16 protein-coding genes are annotated in these 15,661 nt (G+C 63.6%); 7 read left to right on the top strand and 9 right to left on the bottom strand.

What is annotated here, in order from left to right; translation table 11 throughout:
• The first annotated feature begins 22 nt into the window (after positions 1 to 22).
• From BG57_RS16245 to BG57_RS16235, 3 genes are all read left to right on the top strand, one after another.
• Complete coding sequence (locus BG57_RS16245) at positions 23 to 577, top strand: ankyrin repeat domain-containing protein (RefSeq protein ID WP_035966281.1); 555 nt, start codon at positions 23 to 25, stop codon at positions 575 to 577.
• Positions 578 to 665: 88 nt separating this feature from the next.
• Complete coding sequence (locus BG57_RS16240; protein WP_052005849.1) at positions 666 to 1,790, top strand: PRC-barrel domain-containing protein; 1,125 nt, start codon at positions 666 to 668, stop codon at positions 1,788 to 1,790.
• 32 nt (positions 1,791 to 1,822) lie between these two features.
• The gene (locus tag BG57_RS16235) at positions 1,823 to 3,061 is read left to right on the top strand and encodes an MFS transporter (RefSeq protein WP_035966186.1); all 1,239 of its coding nucleotides are present in this window, start codon (positions 1,823 to 1,825) and stop codon (positions 3,059 to 3,061) included.
• A gap of 16 nt (positions 3,062 to 3,077) precedes the next feature.
• On the opposite strand, the gene BG57_RS16230 is transcribed toward BG57_RS16235, so the two are convergent.
• Positions 3,078 to 4,460: an FAD-containing oxidoreductase gene (locus BG57_RS16230; protein ID WP_035966185.1), complete on the bottom strand. Its 1,383-nt coding sequence runs from the start codon at positions 4,458 to 4,460 to the stop codon at positions 3,078 to 3,080.
• A gap of 164 nt (positions 4,461 to 4,624) precedes the next feature.
• Here BG57_RS16230 and BG57_RS16225 point away from each other — a divergent pair, with 164 nt between their 5' ends.
• Both BG57_RS16225 and BG57_RS16220 read left to right on the top strand, forming a co-directional pair.
• Positions 4,625 to 5,938 (top strand): cation:proton antiporter, encoded by a 1,314-nt coding sequence (locus BG57_RS16225; protein WP_035966184.1) that lies wholly within the window; start codon positions 4,625 to 4,627, stop codon positions 5,936 to 5,938.
• 10 nt (positions 5,939 to 5,948) lie between these two features.
• Positions 5,949 to 6,527 (top strand): P-loop nucleotide/nucleoside kinase family protein, encoded by a 579-nt coding sequence (locus BG57_RS16220; RefSeq protein ID WP_035966183.1) that lies wholly within the window; start codon positions 5,949 to 5,951, stop codon positions 6,525 to 6,527.
• Here the strand turns inward: BG57_RS16220 and BG57_RS16215 are convergent, their stop codons facing one another.
• Together BG57_RS16215 and BG57_RS16210 are read right to left on the bottom strand one after the other, a co-directional pair.
• Positions 6,528 to 7,646, bottom strand: coding sequence for a saccharopine dehydrogenase family protein (locus BG57_RS16215; protein WP_035966182.1), 1,119 nt, complete (start codon positions 7,644 to 7,646; stop codon positions 6,528 to 6,530). It lies immediately after the preceding gene.
• Between the two features lie 134 nt (positions 7,647 to 7,780).
• Entirely contained in the window at positions 7,781 to 8,236 is a 456-nt protein-coding gene (locus BG57_RS16210; protein WP_035966177.1) for an Lrp/AsnC family transcriptional regulator, read from the bottom strand.
• Positions 8,237 to 8,521: 285 nt separating this feature from the next.
• Here BG57_RS16210 and BG57_RS16205 point away from each other — a divergent pair, with 285 nt between their 5' ends.
• Positions 8,522 to 9,052, top strand: coding sequence for a Spy/CpxP family protein refolding chaperone (locus BG57_RS16205; RefSeq protein ID WP_035966176.1), 531 nt, complete (start codon positions 8,522 to 8,524; stop codon positions 9,050 to 9,052).
• 125 nt (positions 9,053 to 9,177) lie between these two features.
• On the top strand, positions 9,178 to 9,606 hold the full coding sequence (locus BG57_RS16200) for a PGDYG domain-containing protein (protein WP_035966174.1): 429 nt from the start codon (positions 9,178 to 9,180) through the stop codon (positions 9,604 to 9,606).
• Between the two features lie 34 nt (positions 9,607 to 9,640).
• Here the strand turns inward: BG57_RS16200 and BG57_RS16195 are convergent, their stop codons facing one another.
• The 6 genes from BG57_RS16195 to BG57_RS16170 all read right to left on the bottom strand — a co-directional run bounded on the left by BG57_RS16195 (position 9,641) and on the right by BG57_RS16170 (position 15,598).
• Positions 9,641 to 10,006: a DUF3022 domain-containing protein gene (locus BG57_RS16195; RefSeq protein ID WP_035966173.1), complete on the bottom strand. Its 366-nt coding sequence runs from the start codon at positions 10,004 to 10,006 to the stop codon at positions 9,641 to 9,643.
• Between the two features lie 12 nt (positions 10,007 to 10,018).
• Entirely contained in the window at positions 10,019 to 10,828 is an 810-nt protein-coding gene (locus tag BG57_RS16190; RefSeq protein WP_035966172.1) for a YhfC family glutamic-type intramembrane protease, read from the bottom strand.
• Positions 10,829 to 10,838: 10 nt separating this feature from the next.
• A complete protein-coding gene (locus tag BG57_RS16185) occupies positions 10,839 to 11,951 on the bottom strand; it encodes a LacI family DNA-binding transcriptional regulator (protein ID WP_035966170.1) in 1,113 nt (370 codons plus the stop codon).
• A gap of 103 nt (positions 11,952 to 12,054) precedes the next feature.
• Positions 12,055 to 13,026 carry a 2-hydroxyacid dehydrogenase gene (locus BG57_RS16180; protein ID WP_035966169.1) on the bottom strand — a complete coding sequence of 324 codons (972 nt, stop codon included), beginning with the start codon at positions 13,024 to 13,026 and terminating at the stop codon, positions 12,055 to 12,057.
• A gap of 211 nt (positions 13,027 to 13,237) precedes the next feature.
• Positions 13,238 to 14,521 (bottom strand): MFS transporter, encoded by a 1,284-nt coding sequence (locus BG57_RS16175; RefSeq protein ID WP_035966168.1) that lies wholly within the window; start codon positions 14,519 to 14,521, stop codon positions 13,238 to 13,240.
• Positions 14,522 to 14,602: 81 nt separating this feature from the next.
• A complete protein-coding gene (locus BG57_RS16170) occupies positions 14,603 to 15,598 on the bottom strand; it encodes a sugar kinase (RefSeq protein WP_035966161.1) in 996 nt (331 codons plus the stop codon).
• Positions 15,599 to 15,661: the final 63 nt, after the last annotated feature.

The raw sequence follows: 15,661 nt of genomic DNA, 5'->3' as shown, positions 1-15,661 counted from the left end.
CATATCCAAATCGGAGCGAAACATGCAGCAAGACCCTAACGCCGATTCGCATCAAGCACCACGCGAAGGCCCCGACGAAGAGACCATCGCGTTCGCAGCCGAAGTCTTCAACGCTGCGCGCCGGGGCGACGCCCCGATGCTCGACGCGCTGCTCCACAAAGGATTGCCGCCCAACCTGCTCAACGACAAGGGCGACAGCCTCGTGATGCTCGCGAGCTACCACGGCCATGCCGACGCCGTGCGCGTGCTGCTGGAACACGAGGCCGATCCGAACCTGCGCAACGACAACGGCCAGACGCCGATCGCGGGCGCGGCGTTCAAGGGCTTCAAGGACGTGATCGAAACATTGCTCGCGCACGGCGCGGACGTCGAAGGCGCATCGCCCGACGGACGCACCGCCTTGATGATCGCGGCAATGTTCAATCGCGCCGAGATCGTCGACCTGCTGATTGCGCGCGGTGCGAACCCCGATGCGCGCGATCAGGGCGGCCTGTCCGCCCGAGACTTCGCGCAGAAAATGGGCGCGGGCGATACGGCGGCGCAGCTCGCGAATCGTCCGGCATCGCCCGGCAACTGATCCGCGAAGGATACGGGGCCGCGCGCTCGCCGCGTTGGTCGACAAAATGCAAACCAGGAAGGTGGCACGGATAGATGGAGCTCTTGTGATGACAGGCGGTATCTCGACCGGCCATGCGGCGTTCGCTGCGCCCTTTTGGATACAGCGTGCGTGGCGCGCCGCATCGCGCCTGATCGCCGGCTTGTCACGGCTCTCGACCGGCTTCGTCGTGCTCGCCGCGTGCGCGCTGTCGGCGTGCGGCATCTTTCCGCAGCAGACGCCCGCGCCCATCGTCGAGCACTCGTACATCCCGGCTCCGAACGAAACCGAAATCGCCGATGTCGAGGAGCCCGCGTCCGCTGTCGCCGTGCCGGAGCCCGCGTCGGCCGTGAAGCCTCCGCCTCCGCCGAAGCCCAAGCGCCGGATCGTGAAGCCGAAGCCGCAGGAGCCGGTCATCGCGACGCCCGCCGAGCCGCCGGAACCGCCGCCGCCTCCGCCGCAGATCATTTCGACGCGCATCATGCAGCACGACCAGTTGCACGGCCTTCTCGACGCCGAAGTACAGCGCCCGGACGGAAAGGTCGTGGGCCGCGCGGTGGACTTGTACGTGGATACCTCGGCGAAGCCGAAGCTGCTGATGGTGAACCTGTCGGGTTTTCTGGGCGTCGGCGATCGCAAGGTGAACTTCCCGTGGACCGCCTTCCGCTTCACGCCGAACGCGAAGACCGCGCCGATCACCTTTCTGCCTCCGCCGCCGCCCGCGAAGGGCAAGCCTGCGGACCCGGCGCCGAAGCCGCAGCCCGTCAGCGAGACGCCGCCGGGTTTCATGCAGCTCGTCGATTCGACGGTGACGCAGAAAAGCGGCGCGCGCATCGGACGCGTGGTCGACGTGCTGGTCGACTCGCAGGCTCAGCCGCAGGCGCTCGTCGTGGACCTGTCGAGTTCACTTGCAGCGGATAAACGTCACGTTGCGGTGAACTGGGGCGATCTGCACGTCGTCTCGCGCAACAAGCAACTCGCGCTGCAAATGGACTTCAACGACGCGCAGCTCAAGGCGTCGCCGACCTACGGACCCGAGCAGCCGATCAAGATCGTGTCGCCGGTCGCACCGATAGCGGCTTCATCGGCGACGGCTGCGGCTTCGGCCCCGGCGGGCTCGACGCCTTCCGGCACGACCGCCTCGGGCTCGGTGGCGGCACAGGCTTCTTCGTCGGGCGCGCGGCCCGCCCGATAAACGGATCACGACATGGATAACAGAATCACGACATGGTAATTGCACGAAGTCTGCGTGCGCTCGACTGGCTGAACTTCTTCGTCGCCAACGTGCAGACTGGCTTCGGCCCTTTCATTGCGTCGTATCTCGCCGCCCACAAGTGGACGCAGGGCGAGATCGGCCTGATGCTGTCCGTCGGCACGATCACCGCGATGGCGAGCCAGCTTCCCGCGGGCGCGCTCGTCGATGCCATGCGCAACAAGAAGTTCGCGGCGCTCTCGGCGATCATCGCGATCATCCTGAGTGCGCTGCTGCTCGCCGCGAGCCCGACCTTCGTCCCGGTGTTCGCCGCCGAAGTGCTGCACGGCTTCGCGAGCTGCATGCTCGTACCGGCGATGGCCGCCATCTCGCTCGCCCTCGTCTCGCGCGCCGATCTCGGCGACCGGCTGGGCCGCAATGCGCGCTGGGCGTCGATCGGCAGTGCGCTGACCGCGGCGCTGATGGGCGCGTTCGGCGAATATCTGTCGCTGCGCTCGGTGTTCTTTTTGACGGCTGCGCTCGCGCTGCCGGCCATCGTCGCGTTGCGCATGATTCACTACGAGCCGCCGCCCGTCGTGCTGCGCACGTCGCCCGGCAGTCCGAAGCTCACGCCCGAAGGCGAAGAGCGCGAATCGCTGCGCGAGTTGCTCAAGGACAGGCGTCTGCTGATTTTTGCGGCGTGCGTGGTGCTGTTCCATCTGTCGAACGCGGCGATGCTCAATCTCGCCGCCGGCGAGGTCACGGCGCACATGGGCGACAACGTTCAACTCGTGATCGCGGCGTGCATCATCGTGCCGCAGTTCATCGTCGCGGTATTGTCGCCGTGGGTCGGGCGGCAGGCGCAGAAATGGGGGCGGCGTCCGATCCTGATCCTCGGTTTCTGCGCACTGCCGGTACGCGCGCTGTTGTTCGCCGGCGTGAGCAGCCCGTACCTGCTGGTGCCGGTGCAGATGCTCGACGGCATCAGCGCGGCCGTGTTCGGTGTGATGCTGCCGCTCATCGCTGCCGACGTCGCCGGCGGGCGCGGGCATTACAACCTTACGATCGGCTTCTTCGGCCTCGCGGCGGGCGTCGGGGCGACGCTGTCTACGGCGGCGGCGGGCTTTGCCGCCGATCGCTTCGGGACGGCGATGAGTTTCTTCGGTCTCGCGGGAGCGGGGGCGCTGGCGGTGGCGCTGGTCTGGCTGGCGATGCCCGAGACACGCACTGAGCATGCCGCGCCGGAAGTGGAAAAGCCGCCCGTGGAGGCCTGAACCGCGCTGGTCCGGTTCACCGCAGCGGCTTCAGGTCGCCCAGCAAGGTCGGCACCAGTTCACTCACCGTCGGATGCACGTGCATCGCGCGTTGCAGCGTGGTGTACGGCGCATCGGCGTTCATGATGTCGACGAACGTGTGGATCACCTCGTCGCCTTCGATGCCGTAGATCGCGGCACCGAGAATACGCTTCGTGTTCGCATCGACGAGCGCCTTCATGAAACCATCGGTTTCGCCGCGTTCGCGAGCACGGCCGACGCGCGTCATCGGCATCGTCGCGATCAGCGCGTCCCGGCCGTCCTTGCGCACCTCTTCTTCGCTCATGCCGACGCGGGCGAACGGCGGATCGACGAACACCGCGTAGGTCATGATGCGCGTATCGACGCTGCGCGATTCTCCGTCGATCACATTGGCCGCGACGATCTCGTAATCGTTCCACGATGTATGCGTGAACGCGCCGCGCCCGTTGACGTCGCCGATCGCCCAGACGCCTTCGACGTTCGTGCGCAACTGGCCGTCCACGTCGATCAGTCCGTGCCTGTTCACCGGGATGCCCGCTCTATCGAGACCGAGGTTATCGGTATTCGGCGTGCGTCCGGTCGCGAAAAGCAGATGCGACGCAACGATCGGTTCATCGCCAAGCGAAATGCGCAGCCCTTCGCCCGAACGCTCCACTCGATCGGCTTGCGCGCCGAAGCGAAACTCGACGCCTTCGCGCACGAGCACGTCCTGCATCGCCCGGGCGATGTCGGCATCCTCGCGCGTCAGTATGCGATCGCCGCGCACGAGCAGCGTGACGCGGCTGCCGAAGCGCCTGAACATCTGCCCGAATTCGAGCGCGATGTAACTCGCCCCGACGATCACGAGATGCTCGGGCACTTTCGTCAGTTCGAGAATCGTCGAGTTCGTGAGATACGGAACACTGTCCAGGCCGTCGATGTGCGGAACGGTCGCTCGCGTGCCCGTATTGATGAAGATCATGTCGGCGTCGATGTCCTGCGTCGCGCCGTCATCGCTTGTGATCTCGAGCGCGTGCGGCCCCGTAAACCGGCCATGCCCCTTGAAGACGGTCATGTTCGGCGTGCCGCGCAGCCATTTCTCGATGCCGTCGCGCGACGCACCGGTGACCTCGTCCTTGCGCGCCTTGACGCGCGCCATGTCGATCGTGATCTCGCCGCCGATATCGACGCCATATCGGGACGCGGTGCGCGCGACATGCGCCGCCCGCGCGCTCGCCACATAGGTCTTGGTCGGCGTGCAACCGACGTTCACACAGGTCCCGCCGAATAAGTGCCGCTCGATCACCGCCGTGCGTTTGCCGCTTCGCGCGAGCTGCACGGCCAGCGGTGAACCGCCCTGTCCCGTACCGATGACGACTGCATCGAAATGCTGTGACATGCGTAAGCCTCCGGTGGCGTGCATCGACGTGATTCTTCGGAACGATGCGTTCATGATGGGGTGCGAAACGCCCGGCCATCTTACGCCGAACGCCGCCAACGGGCACGGTGCGTGCTGCCCGGTTCATTTAGCGTTCATTCACCCCGCTGCCTCCAAGGCGTTCAATGACAGAGACGATCTGGTTTCTCGTCGTCGGCGGCGTGCTCATCTTCATGGGGCTCGCCGGCTCGACATTCAAGCGCCTGCCGATCAGCACCGCCATGTGCTACCTCGCGATCGGCTTCGTGCTCGGCCCCGCTGGCTTCGATCTGCTGCACATCCAGCTCGACGGCGACGCGACCGTGTTGCGCCTCGTCACCGAAGTGGGGATGCTGGTATCGCTGTTCGCCGTCGGACTGCGGTTGCGCGTGCCGCCCACCGATCGCCGCTGGCTACTGCCTGTGCGGCTCGGCTTCGTCGCGATGGTACTGACCATCGTTCCGCTGACGTTCCTGTGTGTGTACGCATTCGGCATGAGTTGGGGATCGTCGTTGCTCCTCGCGGCGATGCTCGCCCCTACCGATCCTGTACTCGCCCATGACGTGCAGATCGAAAAGCCCGGCGACACCGATCTGCTGCGGTTCTCTCTAACGGCCGAAGGCGGCGTCAACGACGGCATCGCGATGCCCTTCGCGCTGCTCGGTATCGCCGTATGCCGCTACGAAGCCTCACCGGACGATGCGCTGCACTGGAACTTCGTGCTCCAGGCTGCGTGGGGCACCTTCGCCGCGCTGGCGAGCGGCTGGCTGCTCGGCGGACTGACCGTGCGGCTCGTCGCATATTTGCGCACGCAGCATGGCGAGGCGCTCGGCTCCGAAGGCTTCTATGCGCTGGGACTTATCGCGCTTTCGTATGGCGTGGCCGAGTTGCTGCATGCGTATGCGTTTCTGGCGGTGTTCGCGGCGGGCCTCGCGATGCGGCGCGTCGAACAGAAAAAAAGCGGCGACAAGTCTGCCCGCGAGGCGGTCGGTACGATCGACGCCGACGATGTCAGCGCCACCGCCGCCGATCCCGAGCGTGCGCACGCATTCGTGGCCGAGCGCGTGCACGGCTTCACCATCGAACTGGAACGCATCGCGGAAGTGACGATCATGCTGATGGTCGGCTCCGTCCTCGGCGCGATGTGGCGCGAGTTGTTCACCTGGCATGCGGCGATCCTCATTGCCGGGCTCTTTCTCGTAGTTCGGCCGCTTGCGGTGGAAGCGTCGCTCATCGGCGCGTGTGCGTCGCGTCCGCAGCGCCTGCTGATGGGGTGGTTCGGCATACGCGGTGTCGGCTCGTTCTACTATTTGCTTTACGCGATCGAGCAGGCGCCGAAAGCCGTTGCCGCGCCGCTCGTGCCGTTCATCATCGCGGCGATCACGGCGTCGGTCATCGTGCATGGCATGACGTCGACGCCGCTGATGAACCGTTATCAGCGCCTACAGAAAGAGGGCTGACTCCCAACCCATGAAACATCTGCTTTTCTTTTGCGGTCACGCGGGAACCGGCAAGACCACGCTCGCCAAGCGCCTGTTCGCCCCGCTGATCCGCGCGACCGGCAAGCCGTTCTGCCTGCTCGACAAAGACACCTTGTACGGCGAGTACAGCGCCGCAGCGATCGGCGCGCTGACCGGCGATCCGCATGACCGCGACAGCCCGCTCTTCATCGAGCATTTGCGTGACCCGGAGTATCGCGGCCTCGTCCATACGGCCGCCGAAAACCTCGCGCTCGGTGTCAGCGCGGTTGTAATCGCGCCGCTTTCCCGCGAGGTGCGCGAGCGGCGGCTGTTCGATCGCGCGTGGCTGGGCGTTGGTGACGATGTAACGATTCGCGTGGTCTGGGTTCACGTCAGCGAAGACGTGGCGCACGAGCGCATCATGGCGCGCGGCGATCCCAACGATGCGTACAAGCTCGCAAACTGGCAGGCGTATCGCCAGCGTTTGTTCTTCCCTGACGACGCCCTCGCCGCTGATCTGCTGATGTTCGACAGCACGTCGGCGTCGGCGGAAGACGAGGCGCGCCTGCTCGCGCGCCTCGTGGCTTGATCACGCGGCTGCGAGTTGCCGCGCGGTCGCCAGCGCGTTCGCGCCTTCATAGAGCTTGCCGAACCGATTGTTCAGGAAGGCTTCGAGCGGCACCTGTTCCTGGCGCACGAAGCCGCTCTGCGGCAGCACGCCTTCGCGGAACAGATCGAGTTCGGCGCACACCGCGCCGGCCGTCGTGATCTGAATCGCACTCATCGGCGCGCCGCAGACTTCCTTCGCAAAAATTTTGCGCGTGAACACGTCCTGCACGAGTTGGCCGCCGGGACCGCCTCGCATGCCGGTCACCGTAACGAAGATCAGCACGACGTCCTGTGTGGTCGATGGCACCGCCCGTTTCAATATGGCCTTCAAACCGTCGCGGTCGGTGGACATGCGCAGATCGTCGAGCAGAAATTTCATCAGGTCGCGGTGACCCGGATAGCGCACCGATTTGTAATCGAGCGTCTCAACCTTGCCTGCGAGCGTTTCGCATAACGTGCCGAGCCCGCCCGAAGTGTTGAACGCCTCGTACTCGATGCCATCGAGCGAGAAATGTTCGACGCCTTCGAGCGGTTGCACCCATTGCGTGCGGCCTTCGCGTACGGCTTCACAGGGCTGGCAATACTCGTTGATGAGGCCGTCGATGCTCCACGTCAGGTTGTATTTCAGCGCGTTAGTCGGAAATTCGGGCAACGCGCCGACGCGCATCTTCACGTCACGCAGGTTGTCGAGCCGCTTGGCCAGATCGTGCGCGACGATGCCGATGAAACCCGGCGCAAGCCCGCATTGCGGCATGAATGCGGTATGCGCATCGTCGGCGATGGCGCGGATGGCATGCGTCGCGCGCACGTCTTCGGTGAGATCGAAGTAATGCACGCCCGCCGCTTTCGCCGCCGACGCGACGCTGATCGCAAGGTAATACGGCAGCGCGTTGACGAGCGCGTCGAAGCCGGTGAGCGCGTGACGCAGCGCGGGCGTATCGGCGGAATCGACGCGCCGCGTCGCGACGCCGAGCGCGTCGAGTTGGGCGAGCGCGTGTTCATCGCGATCGAATGCAACGATGTCGAAGTCGCCGGTTTCACGCAGCAAGCGGGCGATGCTCTGGCCAATCAGGCCGGCGCCTATGAGAGCCACTCTCATTTTTTTGTCTCCTCTCGTGGATGCGGATGCCACCAGTCTAGGAGGACGCGAATATTGATCCTAGGCGCAAAACGATGCGGATCGACGATGTTCCTCGTCGTTTTGACGAGTGCATCTTGCATTTTGTCGACCAACTACCCGGCGCGGTCGATTTTTCGCGCCAGGATGATCGAAGTCGTCGTCCGTTCGACGCCCTCGAGCGCGCCGATCTCATCGAGCAAATCGTTCAGGCGATCCGGCGAATCCGCGCGCAGCCATGCGACGTAATCGAACTCGCCGCTCACTGCGCATAGCAGTTGAATTTCAGGCATACGCGCGAAACGCTTCTGCACATCGCGGCCGTACTTCGGCGCGATCTTGATGCCTACATAAGCCTGGATGCTGGCATCGAGCACGTCCTGCCCGAGCCGCACCCCGTAGCCCGCGATCACGTTGTTTTTCTCGAGACGTGCAATGCGCGCGATCACCGTCGTGCGCGCGATGCCGAGTTGCCGCGCGAGATTCGCGACGCTTTCACGCGCGTTCATCTGCAGCATCGCAACGAGATTGCGGTCGATGTCGTCCAGTTGATCGAGGCGCGGCGGTCTCATGTCGTCCCTTTGTTATTGCGTTGTCGTTGTGCGTCGATTATCGCTTTTTTGCATTTTGAGTGCGGCATGCAGCATGCGGCACGCAAAACGCTGCCGCAACCTTCGATTTTTCCAGAGACGTATCGAATGTAAGCAGTTGTGGCAATGCAGGCGTTTCGTCAACCAATCGTGATACTAATATCGGGCGACGGCGTCACAGCCCGTCCGCGCTGTCGACAGCCTTTCAGCGCACTCATCAGCACGACGTGGCTCGCCTCTCTTTCCATCGATCGAAGGACTTCCCGAATGAAAAAAACACTCGTCGCCATCGTGACGTCATGCGTCGTTACTGCAGCGTTTGCTCAGGCGTCCGCTCCTTCAGCACCCGCGCCTGCGTCGGCACCTGCCGTGCAAAAGGCCGCATCCGCGCCGGCCGGATCGAAGCGTGAAGCGCGCGTCGAAGAGCGCATTGCGAAACTGCATGCGGACCTCAAGATCACGTCGGCACAGGAAGCCCAATGGGCGCCCTTCGCGGACGCCATGCGCGACAACGCGCGCGCGATGTCCGATCTGTATCGTCAGCGCATCGCGCAGCGCGACAGCATGTCCGCGCTCGACAACATGAAGCAGTACCAGCAGATCACGCAAGCGAACGCGGACGGCACGAAGCGTCTCGTCGATGCGTTCGAGCCGCTGTACACGAGCCTCTCGCCCGAGCAGAGGAAGCTGGCCGACACGAGTTTCCGTCAGGAAGGCCGCGATCGCGCGCGACGCGAACACGCACAACGGACGCCGCACGCATCGGGCGCAGATGCGGCGTCGGCGACGAAGCCGTAAGCGCGCCCATCGACGTCAAGCGACGTCAAGCGAAGTCAGGCCCGCATCGTCCGCGATGCGGGTTTTTTGCAGTTTGCAGCGATTGCCGTTAGGATCGCGCTCCCTCAATCGCCTATCATCTTTTCATGCTCAAGCTCTCGCAACCCGACCTCGCATCCGATCCCGCAGCACGCCGTGTCGTCAAGGACGAAGCAGTGTCCGTCGAATTCGCGGCCGCCGCGGGCGAACTGATGAGTCTCGAAGGACCGAACCGTTACGCGCCCGGCGATGCGATCGTGACCGGCGCATCGGGCGAGCGCTGGGTCGTGTCGCGCGAGCGGTTTGACGCGAAGTATCTTCCCGAAGGCGGCATCGCGCATGGTGAGCCGGGCACGTACCGGAACCGGCCGAGCATCGTGCTCGCAAAACAGATGGACGCGCCCTTCACCATTGCGCGTTCAGCGCACGGCGATATGCTCACGGGCGATGCCGGCGACTGGATCATGCAGTACGCGCCGGGCGACTATGGCGTCGTCAAGGCGGCGCGCTTCGCGAAGGTTTATCACGACGCGTAAGGGTTACAACGTCTCGGCGTTTCAGCTTCTTCGATCACGCGAAATCCTCGCCCATCTCGATCTCCACTTCGCGCGGCACCGTTTCGCCGTTCGCGTACGTCTCCTCCAAAGAGCCGAGCGTCGCTTCCACATAAGCGCGCAGTACCGCATAGCTGCGCGCGTGCGTGCGTGGCGGCATCGCGCGATAACGGGCGAGCGCGGCGGGATCGAAGCGCACGTCGATGGTGATGCGGCGGGCCGTCGAGCCAAAGCGCATCGCCACATAATGAATCATCAGCGAAGTGCGGCCCGTATCGTCGATACGCTCGGCAAACTGCGTCTGCTCGGGGAATAGATCACTGATGACGTGCGCGAGCATGTCGATGTCCGCGCTCGGACAGTCGTATTGATAGTCGTCCATGATGTCGGTCGTTCAGGGTTGGCGCGCGTCGATTGGAATGTCCTCGGCGGCGCGGCGATAGTACCGCACCAGAGCCGCTGCAACGATCGCGCCCAGCACGAGATAGACCGCATCGGCGGCGATCAGCGGAATCAGGCGCGCCTGAAACAGCGCAGCCGGCAAGCCGACGAGCGCATGCGCCGCGATCAGCACGGCAAGTGCATGACGTGATCGCTCGCGCAGCATTTGCCACATCAGCGCCGAAAAGCCGAGCTGAAAGACGAACGCGGTCACACGCTCGACCAGAAAGATCCCCGCCGATACGGGCGACAGGCTCATCAGAATCACATGAATGCGGGCGATGGCATCGAGCGGCGCGCTCTCGAAGTGCGAGTCGAGCGTGCCGTTGTTCGCGAGCACCGCATAGACGATCCATTGCGCCTGCACGAGCACGCCGACAATCCACGCTTCCGCCCCGCCATGCCCGATGCCATAGCCGAGCCCCGGCCCGCGCCTTTGCAACGCCGCCGGCTCGCGCCGGATGAGCCATTTCATGCCGAGAAAACGCCCTACTTCCTCACAGACGCCGGCGGCCAGCGCGCCATACATGACAAAGGCGACGGGATTGGCGAGCCACTTCGACGTGACCGCGTTGCCGAGCATGAAGCCGTGCAGCGCGCGCTCGATGACCATCGCGAACAGCGCGAACACGGCGATGCCGAGTATCGCCTCGCGCGGCACGAGGCCGAAATGCGCACGCATCCGCCGATACAACACGATCGGCATGGCGGCGACGACGAGCGTCACGAGCACGAGACTCGCGAGCGTCGAGAGACTGATCATTCGATGTCCTTCATAAACCTTGAGACGGGAGTTGCGCTTGTTCAGGCACCGCGCAGTGCGTCGATCCGCGCACGATGAGTTCGCCCGGTAACAGGCACTCGCGCGCCGGCATCGCCGCTCCGCCGAGCCGCTCGTGCAGGAATTCGACTGCACGCCGGCCGATTTCATACGTCGGCTGCCGCACCGCCGTCATCCCGGCGAGTTGCGCCCATTCGGAATCGTCGATGGCAAGCAGCGCGACGCTCGCCTGCCAGTTCGTGCCGAACCGCTCCTTCAGATGCACGGCGACGCGCAGCGCCACCGGCCCGTTCGCTGCAAAAAGTGCAACGCGTTTGCCGGCCGCACGCGCAGCGTCGATACGCTCATCGAGTTCGGCGAGCGCAGACGCCGCGCTGGCCAGATCGATGACGAGCGTGGAGCCGCTTGCGCGAAGCGACGCGACGGTCTCACGAAACGCGGCTTCGCGCAAGCGCCGCGAGCTGACGTGCGTCACCGGCTGCACGATGAACAGCAGTTCGTCGAAGCCTTCGTCGACGAGATGACGCGTTGCGAGTGCGACGGCGGCGGGGTTGTCGAGGCCGACCATGTCGGTCACGATGCCTTCGACCGTGCGATCCACGAGCACGACCGGGATGCCGCCATGCGTGAAGCCTTGCAGCAGCTCTTCCTTCACGCCGAGCGCATTGACGATGACCCCTTCGACGCGATACGTCGTCAGCAATTGCAGGTAGCGCCGCTCCATGTCGACTTCATTCGCGGCATGGCAAATGAGCGGCATGTAGCCGAGCGCATGGCATGCGGCCTCGACGCCTTGCAGCACTTCGACGGAGTAAGGATTGGTCAGGTCGGCGAGCAGCATGCCGATCAGGCGATTGCGGCCGCGTTTGAGGCCGCGCGCCATTTGATTGGGACGATAGTCGAGCTTCGCGATGGCTGCTTCGATGCGTCCAAGCAGATCGCGTGAGAGCACGCCGGTTTCGCCGTTGAGATAGCGCGAGATGCTTGTTTTGCCGGTGCCGGCTTCGCGGGCGACATCGGTGATCGTGGCGGGCCGGCCGGCGAAGGATCGCGGACGATGCGCCTCGGTGCCTGGGTGATCGGGGTCGTTGGACTTGTTCGTCATTGCGTCCTGTCTCCTGCTGTTGGGGCGGCGAAGCCATCCCCTGCGGATGGCGTGCGCACGCCCTAAGCATGTTAGCGCATGCACCAGGGCCATCCCATCGCTGTCAGCGCATGCGGACTTCGCGGTTGACGATGTTTTGCGTGAGCGTTCCGTCGAGCGCACCGAGCAGGTTTTCGGCAGCGTTGCGATTCATTGCGTGACGCGTTTCGTAGGTGGCCGAACCAATATGCGGCAGCGCGACGACGTTCTTCATGGCGAGCAGCGGCGAATCGGCGGGCAGCGGTTCGTGCTCGAAGACATCGAGTCCCGCGGCACGGATCACGCCGTTCCTCAGCGCTTCGATGAGCGCGGCTTCATCGACGGTCGGCCCGCGCGACGCATTGATGAGGATCGCGCTTGGCTTCATCTTCTTCAACTCTTCAGCGCCGATGATGCCGCGTGTTTCGGGCGTAAGCGGCACTTGCAGGCAGACGAAATCGGATTGGGCGAGCAGTTCGTCGAGCGGGACGCGTCTTGCGCCGTACTGCTTCTCTGCTTCCTCGTTAGCGTGGCGATTCGTATAGAGCACGTTCATGCGAAAGCCGAGCGCCGCGCGTCTTGCCACTGCTCCGCCGATACGGCCGAGTCCGACGATGCCGAGCGTCTTTCCCTGCACGTCGACGCCGAAGCATGCTTCACCGATGCTTGCTTTCCAGTTGCCTTCCTTGACCCATTCGGCCAGTTCGACGACGCGTCGTGCGCTTGCTAGGATGAGGGCGAAGACGGTATCGGCGGTGGATTCGGTGAGCACATCGGGCGTGTGCGTGAGGATGATGCCGCGGCGCGTGAGGTCGTCGACATCGAATTGATCGTAGCCTACCGAGACGGTCGAGAACGCTTTCAGACGCGTGGCGCCTTCGATCATGTCGGGCGATATCTTCACGCTTGCGCCGATGGCGCCGTCGGCGTCGTTTAACGCCGCTATGAACGCGGCTTTGTCCTTCGGGTCGACGTTGATCACGTCTACGTGGTCTCGCAGGTAGGCTTCTACGTCGGACGGTAAGGGTTTGTAGGCTACGATTTTTTTGCGATTCATAGGGGTTGGGGTGCCCTTGATTCGGGCGAGGAGTTTTTGGTTGGTTGTTTGCTTCTGGCTTTTGGTTGCCTGTCGATGATATGCCTGTTTTTTCGTTTCTCGCGTTGCTTGTTTTCATGTCGGTCTATTTGGCTGCCCCTCTTTGGGGCGAGCAAATAAACCGACAAGAATTCAAGTTCAACCTAGTCCAAACGACGCACTAAGGAACACATCAAGACCGAACCACAGCCGCCCCGCGAACACCACCTTGAGGCTTGACAGCCAACGTAAGCCACACAGCCCCGAGCAGCGCAGCGCTCATGAAGACGTACGAAGCGGCCGGCGACCCGGTCGCCCCATTGAGATACCCCACCACATAGGACCCAACGAACGACCCAAGCGCACCCATGCTGTTGATTAGCGCCATCGCCCCACCCGCGACGTTCTTCGGCAGAAGCTCCGGCACGATCGCAAAGAACGGCCCATAAGGCGCATACATCGCCGCCCCGGCAATCACGAGCAACGCGTACGAACCCCAAAAGTTAGTCGAACCGAGCAAATACGAACCCGCAAACGCAATCGCACCGACGAGCAAAAACGGCCATACGAAAGCCTTGCGCGCCTGCAACTTGTCGGAAGCCCACGAAGCCAGCAACATCGCAATGGTCGCAGCGAGATACGGCACTGCAGACAGCCAGCCCGTCTCGACCATGCCAAGCGTCGAACCGTTCTTCAAAATCGACGGCAACCACAGCACGAAGCCATAAACACCGATGCTCCAGCAGAAATACTGCGCACACAGCTTGATGACCGCCGGCGACTTGAACGCCTCACCATAATTCTTCACCGGCTTGATAGCAGCCTGCTCGGCGCGCAGCGTCGCATCGAGGTCACGCTTTTCCTGCTCCGACAGCCAGCTCACCTGCGCAGGCTTGTCCTTCACGATGAACCACCAGATCACCGCCCATGCGACAGCCGGCAAGCCTTCCGCAATGAACATGTGACGCCATCCGAACGAGTTCACGAGATAGCCCGATACCACCGACATCCACAGTACCGTCACTGGGTTGCCCAGGATCAGGAAGGTGTTGGCACGCGAGCGCTCGGACTTGGTGAACCAGTTCGCGATGAAGACGAGCATCGCGGGCATCACCGCCGCCTCGACCACGCCCAGCACGAAACGAATCGCCATCAGCGATGGAATGTTGCTGACCATGCCCGTCGCCGCCGCACAACCGCCCCACAGCACGAGGCTCCAGAACACGAGCTTCTTCACACTGCGCCGCTCGGCATAGATCGCGCCCGGAATCTGGAAGAAGAAGTAGCCCAGAAAGAACAGTGCGCCGATCAGCGACGACAAGCCCTTGCTAATGCCGAGATCCTGATTGATGCCCGCGGCTGCCGCGAAACCATAATTCGCGCGGTCCAGATAAGCGAGGCTGTAGGTAATGAAGACGATCGGCATGATCGCCCACCAGCGGTGGACCGCTAGCTTGGGTGTCGAGGAGGAATGCATGGTTGTCTCCGAACGTAAGTCGGTTGAGTCTCTCTGGTAGTCCGCGTCGGTCTTGCCGACGCGTTACTCGCGGTTCACTGATCAGGCGATGACTGCGGCTCGGGCCGTCTTGTCGTTGGAATCCTGCGTTTCAAGTGCATCGAGCGTGGCGCGCGTCGGCAGGCCTTCGCTGTCGCCGATAACCTGAATCGCCAGTGCACCGATGCGGTTGCCACGAACGATTGCATCACGCATGTCGCGTCCTTCGAGCAGCGCGCTGACGACGCCGACCGCGAAGCCATCACCCGCGCCGACCGTATCGACGACATTCGCGACCGGCGCCGCCGGCACGATGCCCTCGTCGTCCGCAGTGCGAAAATACGCACCGTGCGCGCCCAGTTTCACGATTACGCCCTTTGCGCCACGATCCAGGTAGAACGCCGCGATGTCTTCGGGCTTCGCGTAGCCGGTAAGCGTCAAGCCCTCGTTCACGCCCGGGAGCACCCAATCGGCCATTTCAGCCAGCGCGTTCAAAGCATCGGCCATCGCTTCACGCGAAGGCCATAGCGTCGGGCGCAAGTTCGGATCGAAGGAGATCGACTTGCCTGCAGCACGCATCTCGCGCGCCATGTGGAAAGCGAGTTCGCGCGAAGTCGCCGATATCGCCGGAGCCACGCCGGTCAGATGCAAGTGACGCGCGCCGAGCACGTAGTCGGCGGCATAGTCGTCGAGAGACAGATGGCTCGCGGCAGAACCCTTGCGGAAATATTCGACGGCCGGATCGCTGCCGTCGTCACACTTGCCCTTGAGCTGGAAGCCGGTCGGATAGCGCCCGTCGACCGTCACGCGGCGCGCGTCGATACCCTCGGCGGCGAGCACGTCGAGTACATAGCGGCCGAACGAATCGTTGCCGACACGGCTCATCCAGCCCACCTTGAAACCAAGCCGCGACAGGCCGATCGCCACGTTCAGGTCTGCACCGGCCACGCGCTTGGTGAACTGGCCGACCGTCGCGAGATCGCCCGTGGCGGCCGCGACGAACATCGCCATCGCTTCGCCGTAGGTGACCACATCGATGGCTTCGTGTTGTACTTGCATGTCGGGTCCTTGTGTTCTGTGCTGGGTGCTACGCGTTTGCATGCTTAATGCGGCATGCAGCGC

The sequence above is a fragment of the Caballeronia grimmiae genome (assembly GCF_000698555.1).
Classification (GTDB): domain Bacteria; phylum Pseudomonadota; class Gammaproteobacteria; order Burkholderiales; family Burkholderiaceae; genus Caballeronia; species Caballeronia grimmiae.
Note: the sequence above shows the minus strand (reverse complement) of the source record. Positions and strands in the feature narration are given on the sequence as shown.